This is a genomic window from Vallitalea okinawensis (assembly GCF_002964605.1).
GTDB lineage: Bacteria > Bacillota > Clostridia > Lachnospirales > PQDH01 > Vallitalea_A > Vallitalea_A okinawensis.
The window spans coordinates 281,943-300,111 of the sequence record NZ_PQDH01000006.1; the positions used below are offsets into that span (position 1 = coordinate 281,943).

Annotated in this window: 18 protein-coding genes and 1 pseudogene; 4 read left to right on the forward strand and 15 right to left on the reverse strand. The window is 33.2% G+C overall.

Annotated elements, in window-relative coordinates:
- Position 1 precedes the first annotated feature (1 nt).
- The 13 genes and pseudogenes from C1Y58_RS17180 to C1Y58_RS17220 form a co-directional block, all read right to left on the reverse strand.
- Entirely contained in the window at positions 2-1,432 is a 1,431-nt protein-coding gene (locus C1Y58_RS17180) for a hypothetical protein (protein ID WP_105617324.1), read from the reverse strand.
- Positions 1,413-2,141 carry a hypothetical protein gene (locus C1Y58_RS17185; protein ID WP_105617325.1) on the reverse strand — a complete coding sequence of 243 codons (729 nt, stop codon included), beginning with the start codon at positions 2,139-2,141 and terminating at the stop codon, positions 1,413-1,415. Before C1Y58_RS17185 ends, C1Y58_RS17180 begins: the two co-directional genes overlap by 20 nt.
- 83 nt (positions 2,142-2,224) lie before the next feature.
- On the reverse strand, positions 2,225-2,692 hold the full coding sequence (locus tag C1Y58_RS27265; protein WP_408646599.1) for a sensor histidine kinase: 468 nt from the start codon (positions 2,690-2,692) through the stop codon (positions 2,225-2,227).
- A gap of 30 nt (positions 2,693-2,722) precedes the next feature.
- A pseudogene (locus C1Y58_RS17190) lies at positions 2,723-4,048 on the reverse strand (histidine kinase dimerization/phospho-acceptor domain-containing protein); the annotation flags it as partial.
- Positions 4,049-4,063: 15 nt separating this feature from the next.
- Positions 4,064-4,759: a response regulator YycF gene (gene yycF, locus C1Y58_RS17195; protein ID WP_105617327.1), complete on the reverse strand. Its 696-nt coding sequence runs from the start codon at positions 4,757-4,759 to the stop codon at positions 4,064-4,066.
- 292 nt (positions 4,760-5,051) lie between these two features.
- Positions 5,052-6,806 (reverse strand): peptidoglycan DD-metalloendopeptidase family protein, encoded by a 1,755-nt coding sequence (locus C1Y58_RS17200; RefSeq protein WP_105617328.1) that lies wholly within the window; start codon positions 6,804-6,806, stop codon positions 5,052-5,054.
- Positions 6,807-7,094: 288 nt separating this feature from the next.
- Positions 7,095-8,879 carry an ABC transporter ATP-binding protein gene (locus C1Y58_RS17205; protein ID WP_105617329.1) on the reverse strand — a complete coding sequence of 595 codons (1,785 nt, stop codon included), beginning with the start codon at positions 8,877-8,879 and terminating at the stop codon, positions 7,095-7,097.
- Between the two features lie 28 nt (positions 8,880-8,907).
- On the reverse strand, positions 8,908-9,066 hold the full coding sequence (locus C1Y58_RS26525; RefSeq protein ID WP_157950171.1) for a hypothetical protein: 159 nt from the start codon (positions 9,064-9,066) through the stop codon (positions 8,908-8,910).
- Positions 9,067-9,080: 14 nt separating this feature from the next.
- Positions 9,081-9,239 (reverse strand): hypothetical protein, encoded by a 159-nt coding sequence (locus tag C1Y58_RS26530; RefSeq protein ID WP_157950172.1) that lies wholly within the window; start codon positions 9,237-9,239, stop codon positions 9,081-9,083.
- Positions 9,240-9,296: 57 nt separating this feature from the next.
- Positions 9,297-11,015, reverse strand: coding sequence for an ABC transporter ATP-binding protein (locus C1Y58_RS17210; RefSeq protein WP_105617330.1), 1,719 nt, complete (start codon positions 11,013-11,015; stop codon positions 9,297-9,299).
- 295 nt (positions 11,016-11,310) lie between these two features.
- Complete coding sequence (locus C1Y58_RS27080) at positions 11,311-11,442, reverse strand: hypothetical protein (RefSeq protein WP_278286131.1); 132 nt, start codon at positions 11,440-11,442, stop codon at positions 11,311-11,313.
- Between the two features lie 154 nt (positions 11,443-11,596).
- Positions 11,597-12,595, reverse strand: coding sequence for an aldose 1-epimerase (locus tag C1Y58_RS17215; RefSeq protein WP_105617331.1), 999 nt, complete (start codon positions 12,593-12,595; stop codon positions 11,597-11,599).
- 125 nt (positions 12,596-12,720) lie between these two features.
- Positions 12,721-13,275 (reverse strand): hypothetical protein, encoded by a 555-nt coding sequence (locus tag C1Y58_RS17220; RefSeq protein ID WP_105617332.1) that lies wholly within the window; start codon positions 13,273-13,275, stop codon positions 12,721-12,723.
- 441 nt (positions 13,276-13,716) lie between these two features.
- Between C1Y58_RS17220 and C1Y58_RS17225 the strand changes: the two genes are divergently transcribed.
- The 4 genes from C1Y58_RS17225 to C1Y58_RS17240 are packed head-to-tail and all read left to right on the forward strand — an operon-like array spanning position 13,717 to position 16,447.
- Positions 13,717-14,997, forward strand: coding sequence for a DUF4097 family beta strand repeat-containing protein (locus tag C1Y58_RS17225; protein WP_105617333.1), 1,281 nt, complete (start codon positions 13,717-13,719; stop codon positions 14,995-14,997).
- Between the two features lie 4 nt (positions 14,998-15,001).
- Positions 15,002-15,550 (forward strand): RNA polymerase sigma factor, encoded by a 549-nt coding sequence (locus C1Y58_RS17230; protein WP_170311624.1) that lies wholly within the window; start codon positions 15,002-15,004, stop codon positions 15,548-15,550.
- A complete protein-coding gene (locus C1Y58_RS17235; RefSeq protein ID WP_105617335.1) occupies positions 15,540-15,896 on the forward strand; it encodes a hypothetical protein in 357 nt (118 codons plus the stop codon). Before C1Y58_RS17230 ends, C1Y58_RS17235 begins: the two co-directional genes overlap by 11 nt.
- Before the next feature lie 38 nt (positions 15,897-15,934).
- The gene (locus C1Y58_RS17240; protein WP_105617336.1) at positions 15,935-16,447 is read left to right on the forward strand and encodes a hypothetical protein; all 513 of its coding nucleotides are present in this window, start codon (positions 15,935-15,937) and stop codon (positions 16,445-16,447) included.
- 51 nt (positions 16,448-16,498) lie between these two features.
- On the opposite strand, the gene C1Y58_RS17245 is transcribed toward C1Y58_RS17240, so the two are convergent.
- Together C1Y58_RS17245 and C1Y58_RS17250 are read right to left on the reverse strand one after the other, a co-directional pair.
- Positions 16,499-17,386 carry a DegV family protein gene (locus C1Y58_RS17245; RefSeq protein ID WP_105617337.1) on the reverse strand — a complete coding sequence of 296 codons (888 nt, stop codon included), beginning with the start codon at positions 17,384-17,386 and terminating at the stop codon, positions 16,499-16,501.
- Positions 17,387-17,400: 14 nt separating this feature from the next.
- Entirely contained in the window at positions 17,401-17,991 is a 591-nt protein-coding gene (locus C1Y58_RS17250) for a TetR/AcrR family transcriptional regulator (protein ID WP_157950173.1), read from the reverse strand.
- Positions 17,992-18,169: the final 178 nt, after the last annotated feature.

Genomic DNA, 18,169 nt, shown 5'->3' on the forward strand with positions numbered 1-18,169 from the left:
ATTATTCCTCCAACTCTATAGGAACTTTTATATTTTCTTCAGATCCAGTAAGTTCAATAATCCAATTCATTTCAATATTTTCTTCACCAACTTCAGTTACGTAGGCGATATATATATCTTCAATATGATCTTTTACAGCTTCACGGTCTAAAACATCATTATAATAGTCTTTAGAACTGATATTTTTGTTACTACCGTTAACTCCAAGTTGAATCATATACATTTTAGCATTTTCTACTTGATTACCACTGACAGTTACTTGTGCTGGGTATGTAAGTCCAATTTGATCTAAACCTTCAATAAGTAGTGGGTAATCATCTAATCGATATTCAAAGTAGAATGTTACTTCTTCTGCCAATCCAATTTCGTAGTTGACTAAATAAAATTCTTTCCATTTTGAATATTGCTTCATGAAGTCCATAGCTACATCATAAGCCTTTGATATTTCTTGTAACTTAACATCACTGTCTATAGTACGATTATACTCTAATAAACCGTCTATGTTATATTTTATACTTGCACTGCTATCCCAATACAAATAATATTGTTCGTTTTCATCTTTTGTATGCTGAGGTAGATGATTAAAGAAACTTTGGGCATACTCAGAAAACTCATCATTATCAACTTTATTTTTTGCTACAAAAGGTTTAATTATATCGATGAATTGACTGTCTTTTAAATAATAGGAACTTATGGATCTCGGTACTCTGAGGAATAAGTTTTGGCCTTCAAATTGCTTTTTATTCGTTTTTTCAGTTGACAAATAAGCGAATTCAATATTCACTTTTGTATCAAAATATTCGTCATAAATGACCTTATCTTCAATTTTATAAAGCTCATTAAATAGAGCAGAATCAATGGTCTGTGTTAATTGAATCATTTGCTTATTTTCGCTATTAATCAGATAGACATGGACATCTTGATTTGCAGTTTTAATAAGTTCAATAACAATTGTATCAATTCCACCTATAAGACTAATGTCTATTTTATTATCGATGTCAACTTCCTTATTATAAATGTCATTAGAAACGACATAGTCATACTTAAAGATTAGACTCCCTTGTACCCCTTCCCAGAAAGCATCATAGTCCACATCTAAAATCTGTTGCTCAGTACTGGTAAAAGATTTTAATATTTCAAGAGATTTTGTATAAAGTGTTTTATAGTCCCCACCTGAATTTTCAATAACAGCAAAACTTGGATCAGTGGATGATAAGTACACAATCATTTCTTGTGGTTGTGTAATATTATAAGTACTATCATTACCTTTTGAAGCATAGGAAACCGTATTAAAAGTACCAAAAATAACATCACGAGAAAAAGGGTTATAGTTTGATATACCATCAAACCATAACCTTCCTGTCTGATAAACACTTGTAAAAATTAATAACATTAAAACAACAGTATATAAATTATTCCGCAACTTGTTCATTGTGATCACCTTGATCATTAACCTCTTGAGCTGGTTTTAAAACTCTTATCACATCAAAGCCTTCTAGATAATTCTTTGTATCTTCTGATTTACGATTAACGATGAACTCTCTTGCATATTCATCTTCATCATAACGTACATAGATAATAATGATATATTTTAACTCTTCACTAGATGGATTGATTTTATCAATTCTTTCAGTAAAATCGGAACTGGATTCAATACCATTTAACTCGATAGTTATATCATACATTTCAGAAGCACCAATGATAGATGGTTGAATAGACATTGCCTGGTTACCATCTTCATCCATAACATAAATCTCAAGAATTGTTCCTTCAGAAGCTTCCATTGATAAAGTTTTATTCTCATTGAATGTAGAGGTTTCCAGATTGTCAAAACCCTCTGTTAAATAAAGTACATTTTCACCGATGGTATTAATGGCATCATTTTTCATTTGATCGTACTCTATTTCTTTTTCCTCAACCTCTTCTTCGGTTAAGTTTTCTTCTCCATCTTCGCTGGCAATGATGGTATAAAATTCTTGGTCTATTGCATCAAGTTGCTCTAAAAGAGCTTCCTTATCCTCTTGAATCAATTGCTGCAGTTTTTCAGCCTTTTCAGACATAGGGGTAGCAGCACTTGCATTAATCGTATACAAGCTCAAAGCGAATATGAATATTACTGTTGTGTAAATCAACTTACGCATACTTTCACCCCATCTATATTACAACATATTACAATTCAATTATATATTATTATTATTACGCTATTATTACAGCATTATAACTTTTAAATAACATCTCTTATCGGTAGATTTATACAGAAAGTTGACCCTTTCCCATAAACTGAATCCACTGTAATATGACCGCCATGATGTTCTACTATTTCCTTAACAATCGCCAATCCAAGACCTGTTCCTCCCATAGCTCTTGAACGAGCTTTATCTACACGATAAAAGCGTTCGAAGATACGTGGTAAATCTTCTTCAGGAATACCTAGTCCATCATCTTCGATGATAATTTGGACCATATCAAAATGTTGCCGCATATTAAGTTTTATAGTAGCATCTTCTGGGCTGTATTTAACCGCATTACTAATAATATTTTTAATAACTTGCTCTATTCTATGAGCATCACCGATAATATGGAACTTGTCATCTTTATTCGCAAAGACCATCTGCTGATTTTTCTTATCCGCAAGTATTTTATACTTATCATAACAATCTTCCATAAGTAGAGATAAGTCCATGGTTTTCATATTAAATTTAATTTGCTTATTATCTAATCGAGATAATTCCAACAAATCTTTCACTAGTGTAGTCATACGATCAGACTCATTATTAACTACCTGCAAGAAGTTTTCTGCTACATCTCGTTCATCTAATGCACCAGCTAATAAAGTCTCTGTATAACTCTTAATGGTCGTTAATGGCGTACGCAATTCATGTGATACATTAGCTACAAATTCTTTTTGCATTTCTTCTAGCTTCTTTTGCTCTGTCATATCCTGTAAAACTGTTATTAATCCAAAAGACTCGTTGCTTTTGTCAATGTATGTAGCGAAGCACGCATTAATGTATTGATCATTAATAGCTAGCATAAATGTTTGTAACGAATTCGTATCCATTTCTAATAAACTTTCAAAATTAATCTCACTATCTAATGGCTCAAAAATACTACCAAATGGCTTATCTGCAATTTTTAGTCCTAACATACTATAAGCAGCAGGATTGGCATGAATCAGCTCATTTTTTGAGTTAAACACCAATATACCGTCTGCCATATGGGCAAAGACGGTTTCAAGCTTGTTCTTCTCACTGGTTATTGCTGATAGTGTCTTATTAAGCTCAATAGCCATGTGATTAAAGGTTTCAGTTAACTGACCAATCTCATCATCAGACTTTACTTCAATCACATTATTTTCATGAGATATATTCCCTTTTGCCATCTTCTTAGCGGACCTTGTTAAAGCTGCTATTGGTCGTGTTATAGTGTTTGCAAATAAGAAGCCTAAAACTGCTGAGATAACTACAGATATAATAACAGATATAATGATGATTCTCACATATTCTGATAAATTCTCATTGACCTCTTCCAAAGATGTTTCCACATACATGGTATAATCAAGGGTACCATCTCCATCCAAGTCGAAAGTGGTTGCGTAGGCAGCATAATCTTCATAACCTACTTCTCCCATGACATCTACTTCAATAATTGATGTGAGCTCCTGTCCATTTTCAACAGATTTCACCTGAGCTATTGTGTTTAGTTTCTTATTGTATTCTTTATATACTTCCTCTGCTAAATCTACTGAATCAGGGTAAATAATTGAGCCCTGAATCTTTTTGACGTAAACATTATGCGTAGCATATAAATATTCAACACTCGTTTCATAAGTGTCTTTCATATTTTTAGCAACTTGAGCATCATCAACAATCGTCTCAGATTGCTCTAAAAGGGTAATCCTTCGTTCTGCGACACGTTCCAGTTCAGTAAATTTATCACCATAAGACTTAGACTTAATTTGACTAACAATAAAAGTACCGCATATGATCATGACAATGGATATTAAGGTTACATATAAAACAACCAATCTCCATTTGATACTTTTCATATTAAGATCTCCTAACTAGCATTTTTCATTAAAATAGTAACCTATTCCTCTTTTAGTCAATATATATTCTGGCTTGCTAGGTATGTTTTCAACTTTTTCTCTTAATCTTCTAATCGTAACATCTACTGTTCTAACATCACCGTAATACTCATAACCCCAAACTTGTTCTAATAATGATTCTCTTGAGAAAATTTGTCCTTTTTGTGTGGCTAAGAATTTTAATAATTCATATTCTCTTAAAGTTAACTCAAGCACTTCACCTGCTTTTACCACTTCATAACGATCTGTATCAATTTGAAGATCACCTAGTTTTAAAACATTCTTATTGGTGCTTTCTTGAACATCAATGACTTTGCGTCTTAAATTAGCCTTTACTCTAGCCATCAATTCTCTTACACTAAAAGGTTTGGTTACATAATCATCTGCACCTAGCTCTAAGCCTAATACTTTATCAACTTCTTCAGCTCGTGCAGTTAACATGATAATTGGTGTATTCATTTTTTCTCTAAGTTTTCTACATACCTGTAACCCATCTAATTTGGGCATCATAATATCCAATAAGATAAGGTCTGGATTTTCTTTAAGCGCTTTATCATAGCCTTCTTCTCCATCAAACCCCGTTACAACTTCATAACCTTCCTTCTTTAGGTTAAAGGATAAGATATCAACGATTGCTTTTTCATCATCTACTATTAGTACTTTTTGACTCATCTAATCACCGTCCTCAGATTATTCTTAATGCTCTAAAGTATTCTCTCTCTATATAACTATAAATGCATCTTATTTTTTTAATAAAGGTACACATTTTGAACTCATATAAACCCTCATAAAATAAGTTCATAATATGTAAGATACCTATTTCAATATACATATAATTCTATTGTATCAAATTTCATTGGTAAATTAAAGCTTTTTCCATTGACAATCCATGTCAATAAACCCCAAGGCTTCCCTCGGGGTCATTAATTTTTTAATAGGATTTTTCCCATCATATATTATTCAATCAATAGATATAATTCGCAGGATTCTTAAATTCACCATAATATCGTATTTCAAAATGACAATGGTTACCAGTACTATTACCAGTACTACCTATAGCTGCAATAGCATCACCTTGCTCAACATATTGACCTACATAAACATATAGATTACTATTGTGTCCATAGTAAGTTTTATAGCCATTACCATGATTAATAATTACTAAATAACCATAACCACTCATCCATCCTGCATGTTCTACAGTACCACTAGCAGAGGCTCTTACGTTATTTCCATAAGGTGCTGCTAAATCAATACCATAATGCATCGAACCCCAACGATAACCATAGCCAGATGTAAAGGTTCCGCTAGGAACAGGGTTAATAAATTGTGGTGGTGTTAAAGTTCCTTTAACGATGACCTTCGGCGTTGGATCCTCAACAACGAGTTCGTTAACAATCACTTTGTCAACCTCTATACCATCAACCTTCACAATATTTGCAGTAATTTCTTTGACACCGCTTGACCCTTCATCTTTAACGCGAGAATAAGTTGTATATTGAGTATCATCGTATTCATATAAAGGTTCAGTTTCAAATGTCTCTTCAAAAGTTATGCGTTCTTTTGTCTCTACAGAAAGATTAGGATCTGGCTGAGTAATTGTAATTTCTTGACCAATTTGAATCTTGTTTGCATTTTCCTCTAAATCAGGATTTAATGCATATAACTCAGATAATCCCATTCCATGATCTTCTGCAATTTTCCCTGGAAAATCACCAGATTGAATATTATAAATAACTTGTTCTTCTTCAAAGTCCATCAAAGTATCTACTGCAACATCTACTGTCTCAATATTATCTTGTTTAACAAATACTGTGGATACTTTAACTGCATCTACAAAACCAACTTCTTGAACACCTTCATCTGGCACTGTTTCATCCATAACTTCTTCATTTTCTATACCAGGTGATGGTTCTATTGAAGCAGACATATACGCCTCATCACCAGAACCTGATGTACGAGCAATTTTAGGTTGTGCAGTAGCTAAGGCTAATTCCTCAGCATCTTCTACCTTTTCGATAACGATAGCATCGCTAGCATCATTGTTTATATCAACTTCAGTTACTTCATAGGTTTCATCTTCAGGTAGGTACTGACTAGTTACCCTTGTTAATGCATGTTTAACATCTTCTAAGTTATCCAATGTGACTTGTGTACCATTCTCAACTTCAATAACAAATGCTTGAACTAATAATTCATCAATATTTCTTTCAAGAGTCTTATATAAAGCAGTTTTAAAAGCTTCATTGTCTAATAAGTCTGCTGATTGGTCATAAGAAGTCTTAACCTCTAAGGCATTTGGTAAAGCATATACTTGGTTATTCTTCATATTTAATTGTCCAATAACCTCGCTTAATAGCTGATCAACTTCTTCTGCGTTTTCAACAGAACCAACCAAATAATTCTCAAAATAAACATCATAACCACTTGCAGTACTTACAAGACTTGTAGACAGTATCTGACTCGTTTCATTATCTAGCTCAGGTACAGAAGTTAATGTAAGTCCACCAGTTATTAACAAAACTGTCGCACCAGCAACAATAGCAATCTTTCCTTTGTTGGCTAAGATAGCATCCTTGCTCATGATTTTTTGGATTTTATTTAAATTCATCTTTTGTTGTGATGTTGTTAATACTTTTTTAATGTTTTCTCTTAGGTTTTTTTCCATTTTGCTAAATTTTATAACGGATATCTTTAGCATGTTCTTAAACTTTGACATTCTTTTGCCTCCAGGTAAAATCGGATTTAATAATTTGTTAATAATTTTGTAAAAACCTAATTTTATTGTATCAAATATTCTTCCCTTTGTAAAGGAAGAATAGAGACTAGCTTCATATTTACTATAAGATCATAAAAAATTAAGCTTGAAAATAACCATCATCATTATTTCCAAGCTTTTACAATACTATTCATCTTATATTTTTAACTTAACTTCTTTAGATAAGTATACTTAAGTTCAATATGTTAATCGCAGTAACTTATCTAACAATATTTCTTATCAGCTTTGTTAGGCTGATATACTTTTTACCTGTGCCATAAACAAGTTATAGTAGATACCTTTCCTATTTAAAAGCTGTTTATGACTTCCTTCTTCTTTGATAACACCTTCATCTATAACAAGAATACGATCTGCCTTCTCAATGGTACTTAGTCGGTGGGCAATAACAAATGACGTTCTTCCACTCAGCAAACTCTGAATACCTTGCTGTACTAATTTTTCTGTTTGTGTATCAATACTTGAAGTAGCCTCATCCAGAATTAATATCTTAGGATTAGATAACATGGTACGTGCAAAGGCTATTAATTGTCTTTGACCAACTGATAGACGAGATCCCCGTTCATTAACATCTGTGTCATACCCCTTTTCTAGACGCATAACAAAGTCATGAGCCTTTACTGCCTTAGCAGCTGCTATTATCTCCTCATCTGTTGCTCCGATCTTACCGTAAGCAATGTTATCTTTAATACTACCCGAAAATAGGAAAGTATCTTGTGTCATAATACCCATTTGACTTCTTAGAGACTCTATCGTTACATCTTTTACATCAATACCATCTACCTTAACATGACCTGATGTAGAATCATAGAATCGGCTAACTAAATTGACTATGGTGGTTTTCCCAGCTCCAGTCGGTCCAACAAGTGCTATGGTCTCACCTGTTTGAATGTCCAAGTTGATATCATGTAAAACAGGAACATCTTTATCATATTCAAAGCTTACATGATCAAACTTTATATTTCCCTTCACATCAGGCATATTTTTAGCATCTGATTCATCAATGATATCTGGCTCTACATCTAGTATTTCAAAGATACGCTCTGCACCAGCCATGTTCGTAATCAAAGTATTATAAAAATTACTAATCTGCATAACTGGATGCCAAAACATAGAGATGTAAGCTGTGAACACCACAAGGGTTCCAATAGAGATGTCACCACCTGTTTGCAAAGTATGAACACCATAAGCAAACACAATTACCGTACCAGCTCCCCATGATAATTCTACCATGGGCCAAAATAAATTACCTAATAAAATAGCTTTTACAAAAGATAACTTATGCTCTCTAAGCAGCTTAACAAAGTTACCAAGGGTCCGTTCTTCAGCCGTAAAACTTTGAACAACTCTAATCCCTGAAAAATTCTCATGGGTATAAGCATTTAAGTTGGAGTTTTTTTGTCGAAACTCTTGCCACAACTTATGACCATATACCTCAACTATAATCATACCTATTATCAATAGTGGTAGCATGACTAATGATATAAGTGTTAATTTAGGTTCCATAACAAACATAATGATTAGTGCAGCAAACATCTTGATGAAGTTAGGAATTAATTGTGTAACACTGTTTACAAATAAATCTTTTAATGAGTTAACATCTCCAATAATACGTGCAAGTATTTTACCCGCTGGACGACTGTCAAAAAAACTAAAGGATAATTTCTGAATATGGGTATACAAGTCTTGACGTATCGTCATCAATATTTTGTTACTGGCAGTTAACATAATAGATATTCTGTTTTTGTAACAGAACATGGATATTATGTTTGCTCCGATTACCATTATTCCTACGATAACCAATAATTTCAGGTCATTATCTGGTATAAAATAATCTAGCCCAAGTTTCATGAAGTAGGGGTTGAGTAAGTCTACCCCTACAATCAATGTTGTTAGTAATAATGTCTGAATGATCTCCTTTTTATAAGGTTTCATATATGTGAATAGACGTCTAATTAATTTTTTCTTAGAATAGCTAACTATGTTCTCATCTTGCTTTACCATGTTCTTAGCCATGGTCATCACCCCCGATCATGAAATAGCACTACTTTTCTTCTTTATAAGCATCTTTCTTTAATAGTTGACTGCTATTGCGACGGCTAAGGATAGACTCACCCATTGATAATCGACTAAAGGCTTTGTCTTCCATTAAATCACTTCTAATAAATGCATTATAATATAATAAAGTTTCAAATTGTTGCATACTAATTCCTCCTCTTATCTACGCCTTTTTCTTTTTCTTTTTATTTGTTCTGAATATAGAACTCGATTCATTAATGACTCTCCCATGGAAAACCTATTATAAAGTATCTCGTCAGCAGAGCGGTTAATCATATATGTTCCTAAAGTATATAAATTTATATTCCAATCGTTCATGTTAATTCCTCCAAATTTTCTTTAACTGTTTCAATAACATCATATACAATGTTATTATTAATCAATTAATCCTTCATATTGTTGTTGATAGATTTCATGGTATCTACCTTTTTTATTGAGTAATCCAAAATGTGTGCCTCTTTCAACGATTTCACCATCATCAATGACTATGATCTCATCTGCATCCTTAACAGCCGAAATACGATGGGCAATAATAAACTTTGTTACATCTTTTTCGCCTCGTATAGCATCTTGAATACTTCCCTCTGTTTCCATATCTAAGGCTGATGTGGCATCATCAAAGATAACCACCTTTGGTTTAGCCGCTAAGGCTCTAGCTATGGAAATCCTTTGTTTCTGTCCACCTGACAAACCAATACCACGTTCACCAATAACTGTTTCATATTTATCATTCATCTTATCTACAAAGGAATGTACATCTGCTTTTTTAGCAGCTGCAATCAAATCCTCATTAGATATTTCAGAATTTCCAAACCTAATGTTCTCTTCAATGGTTTCAGAGAACAGAAAGGTGTCTTGCATGACAACGGATACTTGCTTACGTAAACTGTCTAATGTCGCATCCTTAATATTGATTCCATCCATGGTAATCTTACCTTCTGTTGCATCGTAGTAACGAGTAAGTAAATTGATAATGGATGTTTTTCCGCATCCTGTTGCTCCCATTATAGCAATTGTTTCACCAGGCTTTGCATATATGTTAATGTTCTTTAATACGTAATTCTCTTCACCATAAGTAAAACTTACATTTTCAAATTTTACTTCGCCTGTACATTCTTCTAAACTAATAGCATCTTCTTTCTCTATGATCTCCGATGTGGCATTGAATATTTTATCTAGTTTCTTCATAGATGCACGACATTCAGCCACCATTCCCGCTAACCAACCCAGCATACGCATTGGCCATATGATCATATTGATATAACCACTAAAAGCAATTAAAACACCAATACTAATATCTCCACCTACTACAACAATACCACCTATTAGAGTTACCAAAATAATTAACATATTTGTTAGGAACTCCATCTTAGGAAAATAGTAAGCTATCGTATTAGCATGCTCATTATTGAGTTTGTAATATGTTTTATTATGGGATAAAAATTTATTTATTTCATAGCGTTCTCTTGCGAATGCTTTAACTAATCTCACTCCAGATATATTCTCTTGAGCAATGGTGTTAAGCTGTGCTGTTTCATCACTGATTTTACCGTATACCTCACCGATCTTTTTTTCAAATTTCATAGCTAGCATACCGATAAAAGGTACAATGGCTAAACATGCTAAGGCTAGTTGCCAGTTTAGGATCAACATAAAAGTTGAAGCCATTATAAAATACAGGGATTGATCAATGATTAACATCGCTCCGAAACTAAAGGTTCTAAAGATATTATCCGCATCCTCTTTTATCCTTGACATGATTTCGCCTGTGTTCATACCATCAAAGTAGCTAAAGGATAAGGACTGTAAGTGTTTAAATAAATCTTTTCTTAAATCAAATGTTACAGTTACACCTACATAATCAAATAGAATCTCTCTCAAGTAGCCTAAGATAATCCGCGCAAGTATAATCCCGACTAATAATAATACTAAATCTTTAAATAACCCATATTGTTCTCCTCTAATAACCTCATCAACAATTCTTTGTGTAATGAGTGGGTTGAACATATCTAGAAACGTTGCTGTGACCAAAAATAAAATTGCCAATAAATATATATACCAATACTTCAAAGCGTATTTAAAAACTCTAATCACTGTTATTCCCCCTCTGCTTCATTCTTCTCGTCATCAATAACTCATTTTCTCAAAACTTAATCACTTTTCTCATTTTTTTGTTAGTCATACCACTGTCCCCCTTCATATATAGAATATTAATAATCTTTTTAATTTTCTTTCTTTCTCAGAAGGTAACAAAAAAGCGAGGCTATAATAACCTCGCTTTCATACACGTTTTTCATTATTTAGCATAAAATAACTCAAAATGAGGTCAAAAAAGCCGTGGGAATAACCCACGGCATACCTCTCTTGCTAAAGTAACACATAAAAACGCCTATTGAATACGTCCTTCTGAGGCAGGGCTATTAGAAAAATAAAGATTATTAACTTGTAATTGTGAACCATCAAATTTGTTATTAAAATCGGATGTGTTGTAGCCTCTCAATTTGATTGTTACGTTATTCATAACTCTACCTCCTTTTCTATAAAAATTATTAATTATTTACAATTAATTTCCTTTAAAAGCTTAACGCTTATTGAAGGATTTGTCAATACTTTTTTTCCATTTTTTTATTTCAATTATATTACAACCCAAACTTAATACAGCAATTATTCAATTGTTATCTACATGATAACTTGGTATATTCCTCAAAAACTTCTCCTGTTTCGAGAATAATCATACCAGTTTTTTCATCAGGCAAATCACTATTTGGAGCGTTCACTAACCAAGTCTGAGGTTCAGGACATATGAAACTTCCTTCTTTACCACAATTCCATAGCATCCAATGCTTAAATTTCTCACCTGCTTCATAAATAATTTGATTCCCCGTAGCATAATTCTCTAAAATTGCTCCATGGAAACTTCCATCTTCCATATATAACGCATCTACAGTATAATGGTCATCCAGTTCTTTAAACATAGGACTTTGACCACTATTTCTCATAAGTTTTTCGTCTTCATTAAGTTCAATATATCTCCCTGTAGGTAGTGCTCTATCATTAAGTTCGATTCTCTCTCCTACAGACATCACTAACTTAACATCTTTAGCTGAATAACCTTCAACAAAATTAAGATTAATTGCTGTATGGTATCCAACGCCCACAGGCATTGCTTTGTTATCGTTATTTTCTATCTTAACAATCTGTTTGAGTCCTTCACTTGATAATATATGTATTAGTCGACAAGTAAATTTATGAGGAAAATATTGATAAAAGCTTGTACTTTCATCAGCAATAAAAACCAATGATACGTATACCTGATCTTTTTCTTCACTTATCTTAATCTCATCTATCTCAAAGGGCCGATCTGCAAGAAAACCGTGCAAGCTATTATTGTGATTGGGTTCATTGATTTCAAATTGATACCGCATATTTCTAACCTCAAATGTTCCTGCATCAATTCGGTTAGGTGGAAACAACAAAGGAGTTCCGTATACGCCAGGGGCTGCCTTAAAATCTTCAATATCTTCTATCTGTCTTAAAATCGAAATATTCTTGTCCACACTTTTCAAGGCAATAGCATTAGCACCCACACTTGGTATGATTTTCGCCTGATACCCCCCTGCTTCTAGAACAATAAGTTCTTCTACTCCCCACATTTCTCTATATACTTTTCCCATCTATATTAGCCTCCTTAGAAATTTGACTTATTTACCGAAACATAAATTCTTTATCTATCATAGCACAAGTGGGTTAGAAAATAAACACAGGGGTTTTATCACCCCTGCTCAGTAAACCCCCATTATCAATAATAGGGGTAATAATCATTATAGTAATTACCATCATAGTATCCTTCATAGTAATCATCATAATAACCACTTTGGTAAGGTCTTCTTCTTCGACGATATCTTCTTCGACGATTACCGAAGATCTCCCCGAGCAAAATAGTTGTTATCAGATCACGATAAATACTTCCATAATAGCGTCTTGGCATTGCCCTATCCATTGTTATTTCTTGGGCATTCAGCATATGGTCTTCTTTCATCTGGTCATAGATTTTTTCAACAATTCTAATGAGAGTCTCTTTATCTGGTAGTTCATCGTACATAGCACTTCCATTATGCTCCATCTTATCACACATCTCTTTGACGTACTTATAGATCTTCTTACAGAGTATTGGATATAATTGAAGCATATATGCCATATCCATTTCATCTAAACCGTCCACATCCTCTTCTGGCATTTGGACTTTAGGCTTAGACTCTTCCTTCTGCATTTGCTCATGTCCAGCACGCCACATCATAGGATAATAAGGTATAAATGGATAAAATCTAGGTTGTTTGTAAGCATACTTTTCCACCTTAAAACCTCCTACTAGGATCCACTAAAATAAATTGCCAATTGCGTCTGCTATCCCACTAGCAAAGTTGGACTAATTTATTTTTTGATTATTCCTTAGCTGATACTTTATAATATATGAAGGTATAGTAGAAAAGTTACCTAGTTTTCTTGTCCTTCTTAAGAATTGGCTAGTACAAAGTGGATAACACCGCATTAAACTGGAATAGGTAAGTTACAATACAAGTAGTTAATTGACCGAATATCTTGTTATAAGAGATTATCCTATGAGAATTTATAATAAAAAATGGTAATGATTTAAGTATAATAACTCATTTCAATAATACAAATGAAGTATGCTAAATAATCTTAAAAAATATTTAAATCTTTTTGAAGGGATATTCAAATGTATGCCGTCTAATATTACAAAGAGAAAAAATTTGATATATGAGGAGGGAAAATTATGAATAAGAAAATAGGAGTTTTCTCTGTTGCAACCAGCTTCATTGGTATGGGTATTATTATGTTGACAAGGAACTTTTATGATTTTGATGTTTTTAAAGCTATTTCCATGATGATCGCGGTCATTCTCATCGTTTTGGGTTTGGAATTTATCTATTATACCAACCGTTATAAAGATGTAGAGGTACGTGTTAGTGGTAAAAGCATCATTACTCTATTTCTTGTCTGCGGCTTTGCTTTCACCATTGCTGGGATTACTGAATTCTTTGATCATGTAGGTGATGTACAGTTTAATAAGCTCTATGATTTTGATGATCTATTTACTACTGAGCAAGTCTCAAAAACATATACTATTGCCTCAGGTGATTATACAAACATAGAAGTTGATAACTCTATGGGAAAAGTCTACATCAAAGGTGATGCTGTAGATGATATAACCGTTGCGACAACACTTCACTATAATAACTGGATAGATGGTACACCTAATCTAGATAATTTGATTGACTTGACTTATGTAGGTGATACAATAAATATTCAATCCATCTTACCAAATAGCAATGGTTTTAACCTCAACTCCTTTTCCATGTCTTTTGTGATTACTGTACCAGAAGATTTTAGTACTACCATTGAAAATAGACACGGTAATGTTGAAGTTGCTGCGATATCTGGTCCTGTGAAAGTTGATAATGCACATGGTAATGTAAGTATCCACTCCATCCAAAAAGATCTAACCGTTAATAACTCCCATGACGATGTTTTAGTTGATGATATTGGTGGTAATGTCTATGTCACCAATCAACACAGTGAAACTGCCATCTATAATATCGCCGGTAACGTTGAAGCAACAACCTCACACGATCCTATTGTTGTAGAAAATGTTACAGGTGATGTAAGGCTAAAAAACAGCCATGGTGATGCAACCGCTAAAAACATTACAGGTATCTTTAATCTTAATATTTCACACGGCGAAGCCTACTTGGCAGGTATCTCTGACGTAACAGTTAATGGCAGTTTCACAGAAGTTAACTTTGATCAAGACGATATATTGCATCATCTCTATATTAAGACTGAACACGATGATGTAAGCGTCAATATCCCCAAACAGGATTATCAGTTAAATCTATCAGCAGAATATGGTGATATTGATACTGACTTAGATTTAAATATCAACGAAGAAACAAATCTGGAAACTTATTCTGGCAAAATAGGCGACGGTACATCTGACATTAATATCATCACTACTCACGGAGATATTGATTTATATGTAAAAAATGCGGGGTGATCTGTTGAATGAAGACACGCTGATCCTTAAATTAAAAAAGAGAGAACCAGAAGCATATCGCAGCCTGTTAGAAACTTATCAACAGTCTCTTTTAGCCCTTGTATATAAGTATACCAACGACTATGTTGAAGCTCAGGACTTGACTCAAGAGATTTTTATTAAAATTTTTAAAAATATTGCTCATTTTAATGCATCTTCTAAGTTATCTACCTGGATTTATCGCATTGCACATAATACTTGTATAGATTGGTCCAGAAAGAAGACTCCTTTGCCAGTAAAGCAACTGGAGATAAATGGAACAGAGCACTCTACTGAAGAAGCTGTTATATATAAAGAAGAACAGGCATTGATACACGACACCATTGTTAACTTACCCGAAATTTATAAGTCAGTCATTATCCTCTACCACTTTAATCACTTATCCTATAAAGAAATTAGTGAAATTTTAGAACTAAGTGAGAAAACAATTGAAACCAGATTATATCGTGGTCGTCGAAAAATTAAGGAACAACTCAAAAACTATTATAGCGGAGGTGAAGGTAATGCATTATGAAGATGACAACATATTAGTTGATCGATATCTAGAGGATCGACTTACTCCTCTTGAAAAGAATTTATTTGAGAAAGAACTTACAACAAATAAGAAATTAGATCAAAATTTAAAGGAGATGAGGAACCTTTTCGATGCATTGAGTAATCATGAAAATGGCATACCTCGCTGTAATCTATCTTTGGATGCTATAATGAAATTATCATCCAAATCAGTCCATGAGAACGGTTTTTCTATGAAGCTTTTTGGTCAAAGTCTGATTGCTGCCGGTATTTACTTTGCATTATTTTCTAATGGATTAATAATCAACCTTTTTGACTGGTTGAATTCTCTATCACAACTATTTTAAGGTATTTATTACCGTGAATATTTAAAGGAGGAATGTACATGAATCATTCGTATAAGAGAGGTCTAGCATACCTATTTTCATTAATTCCTGGCGCAGGTCAGATGTATATCGGCTTAATGAATCGCGGACTTCAAATCATGCTCTTTTTCTGGGGCACCATTGCAGTTATTTCATTTGTTAACGTATTAGAAGCCCTAGGACTTCTATTAGTTGTCCTTTACTTCTATAGCTTCTTTGATGCAATTAATGCTATACGTAAACATAAAGAAGGAATCCCTGTTGAAGATCATCCTATCATCAACTATAACAGTTTAGATGCTACAAAAAGGATCAACAAGAAAATTATCGGTTATGTATTTATTTTTTTAGGAGCATTCAAGTTCCTTGATGAAGTGATGTATTTAATGAAAGATTACTTCATTGATAGCTTTTATCATAATTTTGACGATATAACAGTATCCATTTTACTTATACTCATTGGTGTTGTTATTCTTATAAGATTTAATAAAAACTCAAAAAACGTTAAACAGCTTCCTCAACCAGAAGAATAAGGTCAATAAGGCACATGAATCAATCTATTCATGTGCCCCTTTTATTATATCCTAGCTTAAGGATGGTTCATCATAATATTTATCTGGTTTCTCATTGTAGAAAAGAACGCCAACGCCACCAATTCCTAAATGAGTTCCCAATGTAGGTCCAATATTATTGATCATAAATTTGCTTATACCCGTAGCCTCCTGTATAAGATGCTTTACTTTATTCGCTGTTTCTAAATCACCAGCATGACTAATAGCAATAATCTGATCATTGAAACTTCCCATGCGGCGAGTAACCTCTTCTACAATGCTCTTTAGAGACTTATTACGACCTCGAACTTTCTTATAGAACCCTATCTTACCATCTTTAACATGCAATATAGGTTTTATTTTTAACATATCCCCTATGATTGCCTGACCTTTTGATAAGCGACCACCTTTATACAACCATTCTAAACTTGCTAAAGTAAAGATATGTTCTACATGGCTGCTTAAGTATTTTACATTATCGATGATATCTTCATATGTTCTCTTTGCTTCCTTCATTAACGCTGCTTGTAGAACTGTCAACCCAGTTGCTGCTGCCCCACCTTTACTATCTATAACTGTAATCTTTCGATCACTGTATTTTTCTTTCATTTCTTCAGCTACCATAACAGCTGTTTGATAAGTTCCCGATAGCTGTGATGAAAAAGCTATATAAATGAGATCCTTTCCTTTTTTTAAATGGGTATCAAAGCAATTCATAATTCTCTCAATACTTACTTGTGAAGTCTTTGGAAAAATACCTTGCTTCATATAATCATAAACCTGTTCAGTGGTGATGGTCTCCCCATCCACGTACTCCGTATCTTCAATCAAAACTCTTAAGGGTAATACATCGATTTGATACTTCTTTACAAGTTCTGGTAATAAGTCTGCCGTACTGTCCATGACTAACTGTATATCCAATCATATACCCCTTTCTAACGATATTGTTGTACATAGGCATCTAAAACATTCTTCATAAACAGGATATATTGTTGTGCCCCTGCCATCTCATATTGTTTAAAACCAATCAGCATAACTTCTATGGCATATGCAAGCATATCTAAATCTAACTTATCAATAGATTCATCAGTTAATGCATATCCCTTTTGAATCAACTCTTTAATTTGTACAATATGCAGAGATAAGAATATATCTGTACCCCATTTCATCTTATGAAAATCTCCAGTTTCTTGGAACTCAAGCCGCATTAATTCATGGCCTAACCCATTCTTTTTACTCATTTCTTCATAAAAAGCTTTAATGTATTTTACTACAAGTTCTTCTCTTAAAATAGATGTATTATCAATAACCTTTTGTAGATTATCTATAGATTCCTTCCATAATTCCTTAAATAAGTGACTTACTAAATCTTTTTTATTAGGATAGTAGTTATAGAGTGTACCCACTGCTATGCCAGCTTCTTTGGCTATTCTTCTCATATCAATTGCTTCATAGCCTTCATTTAAAAATATACTAGTAACACTATCAAGTATTTTCTTCTCTAAGTCCTTTATTTTTTTTGGCAAATAAAACACCTCCTTTAAAACTTTTGCATTTATATCCAACTTCATTTCTACTACCTATCTTAATGCATTTAACATGTCCCTTATTTAAACTTCATAATAATCTGCTGAATATGCTGACATATTTACTTAAATGTAGTTGTCTGTATTTACATTATACGTGAACATAATTCATTTTATC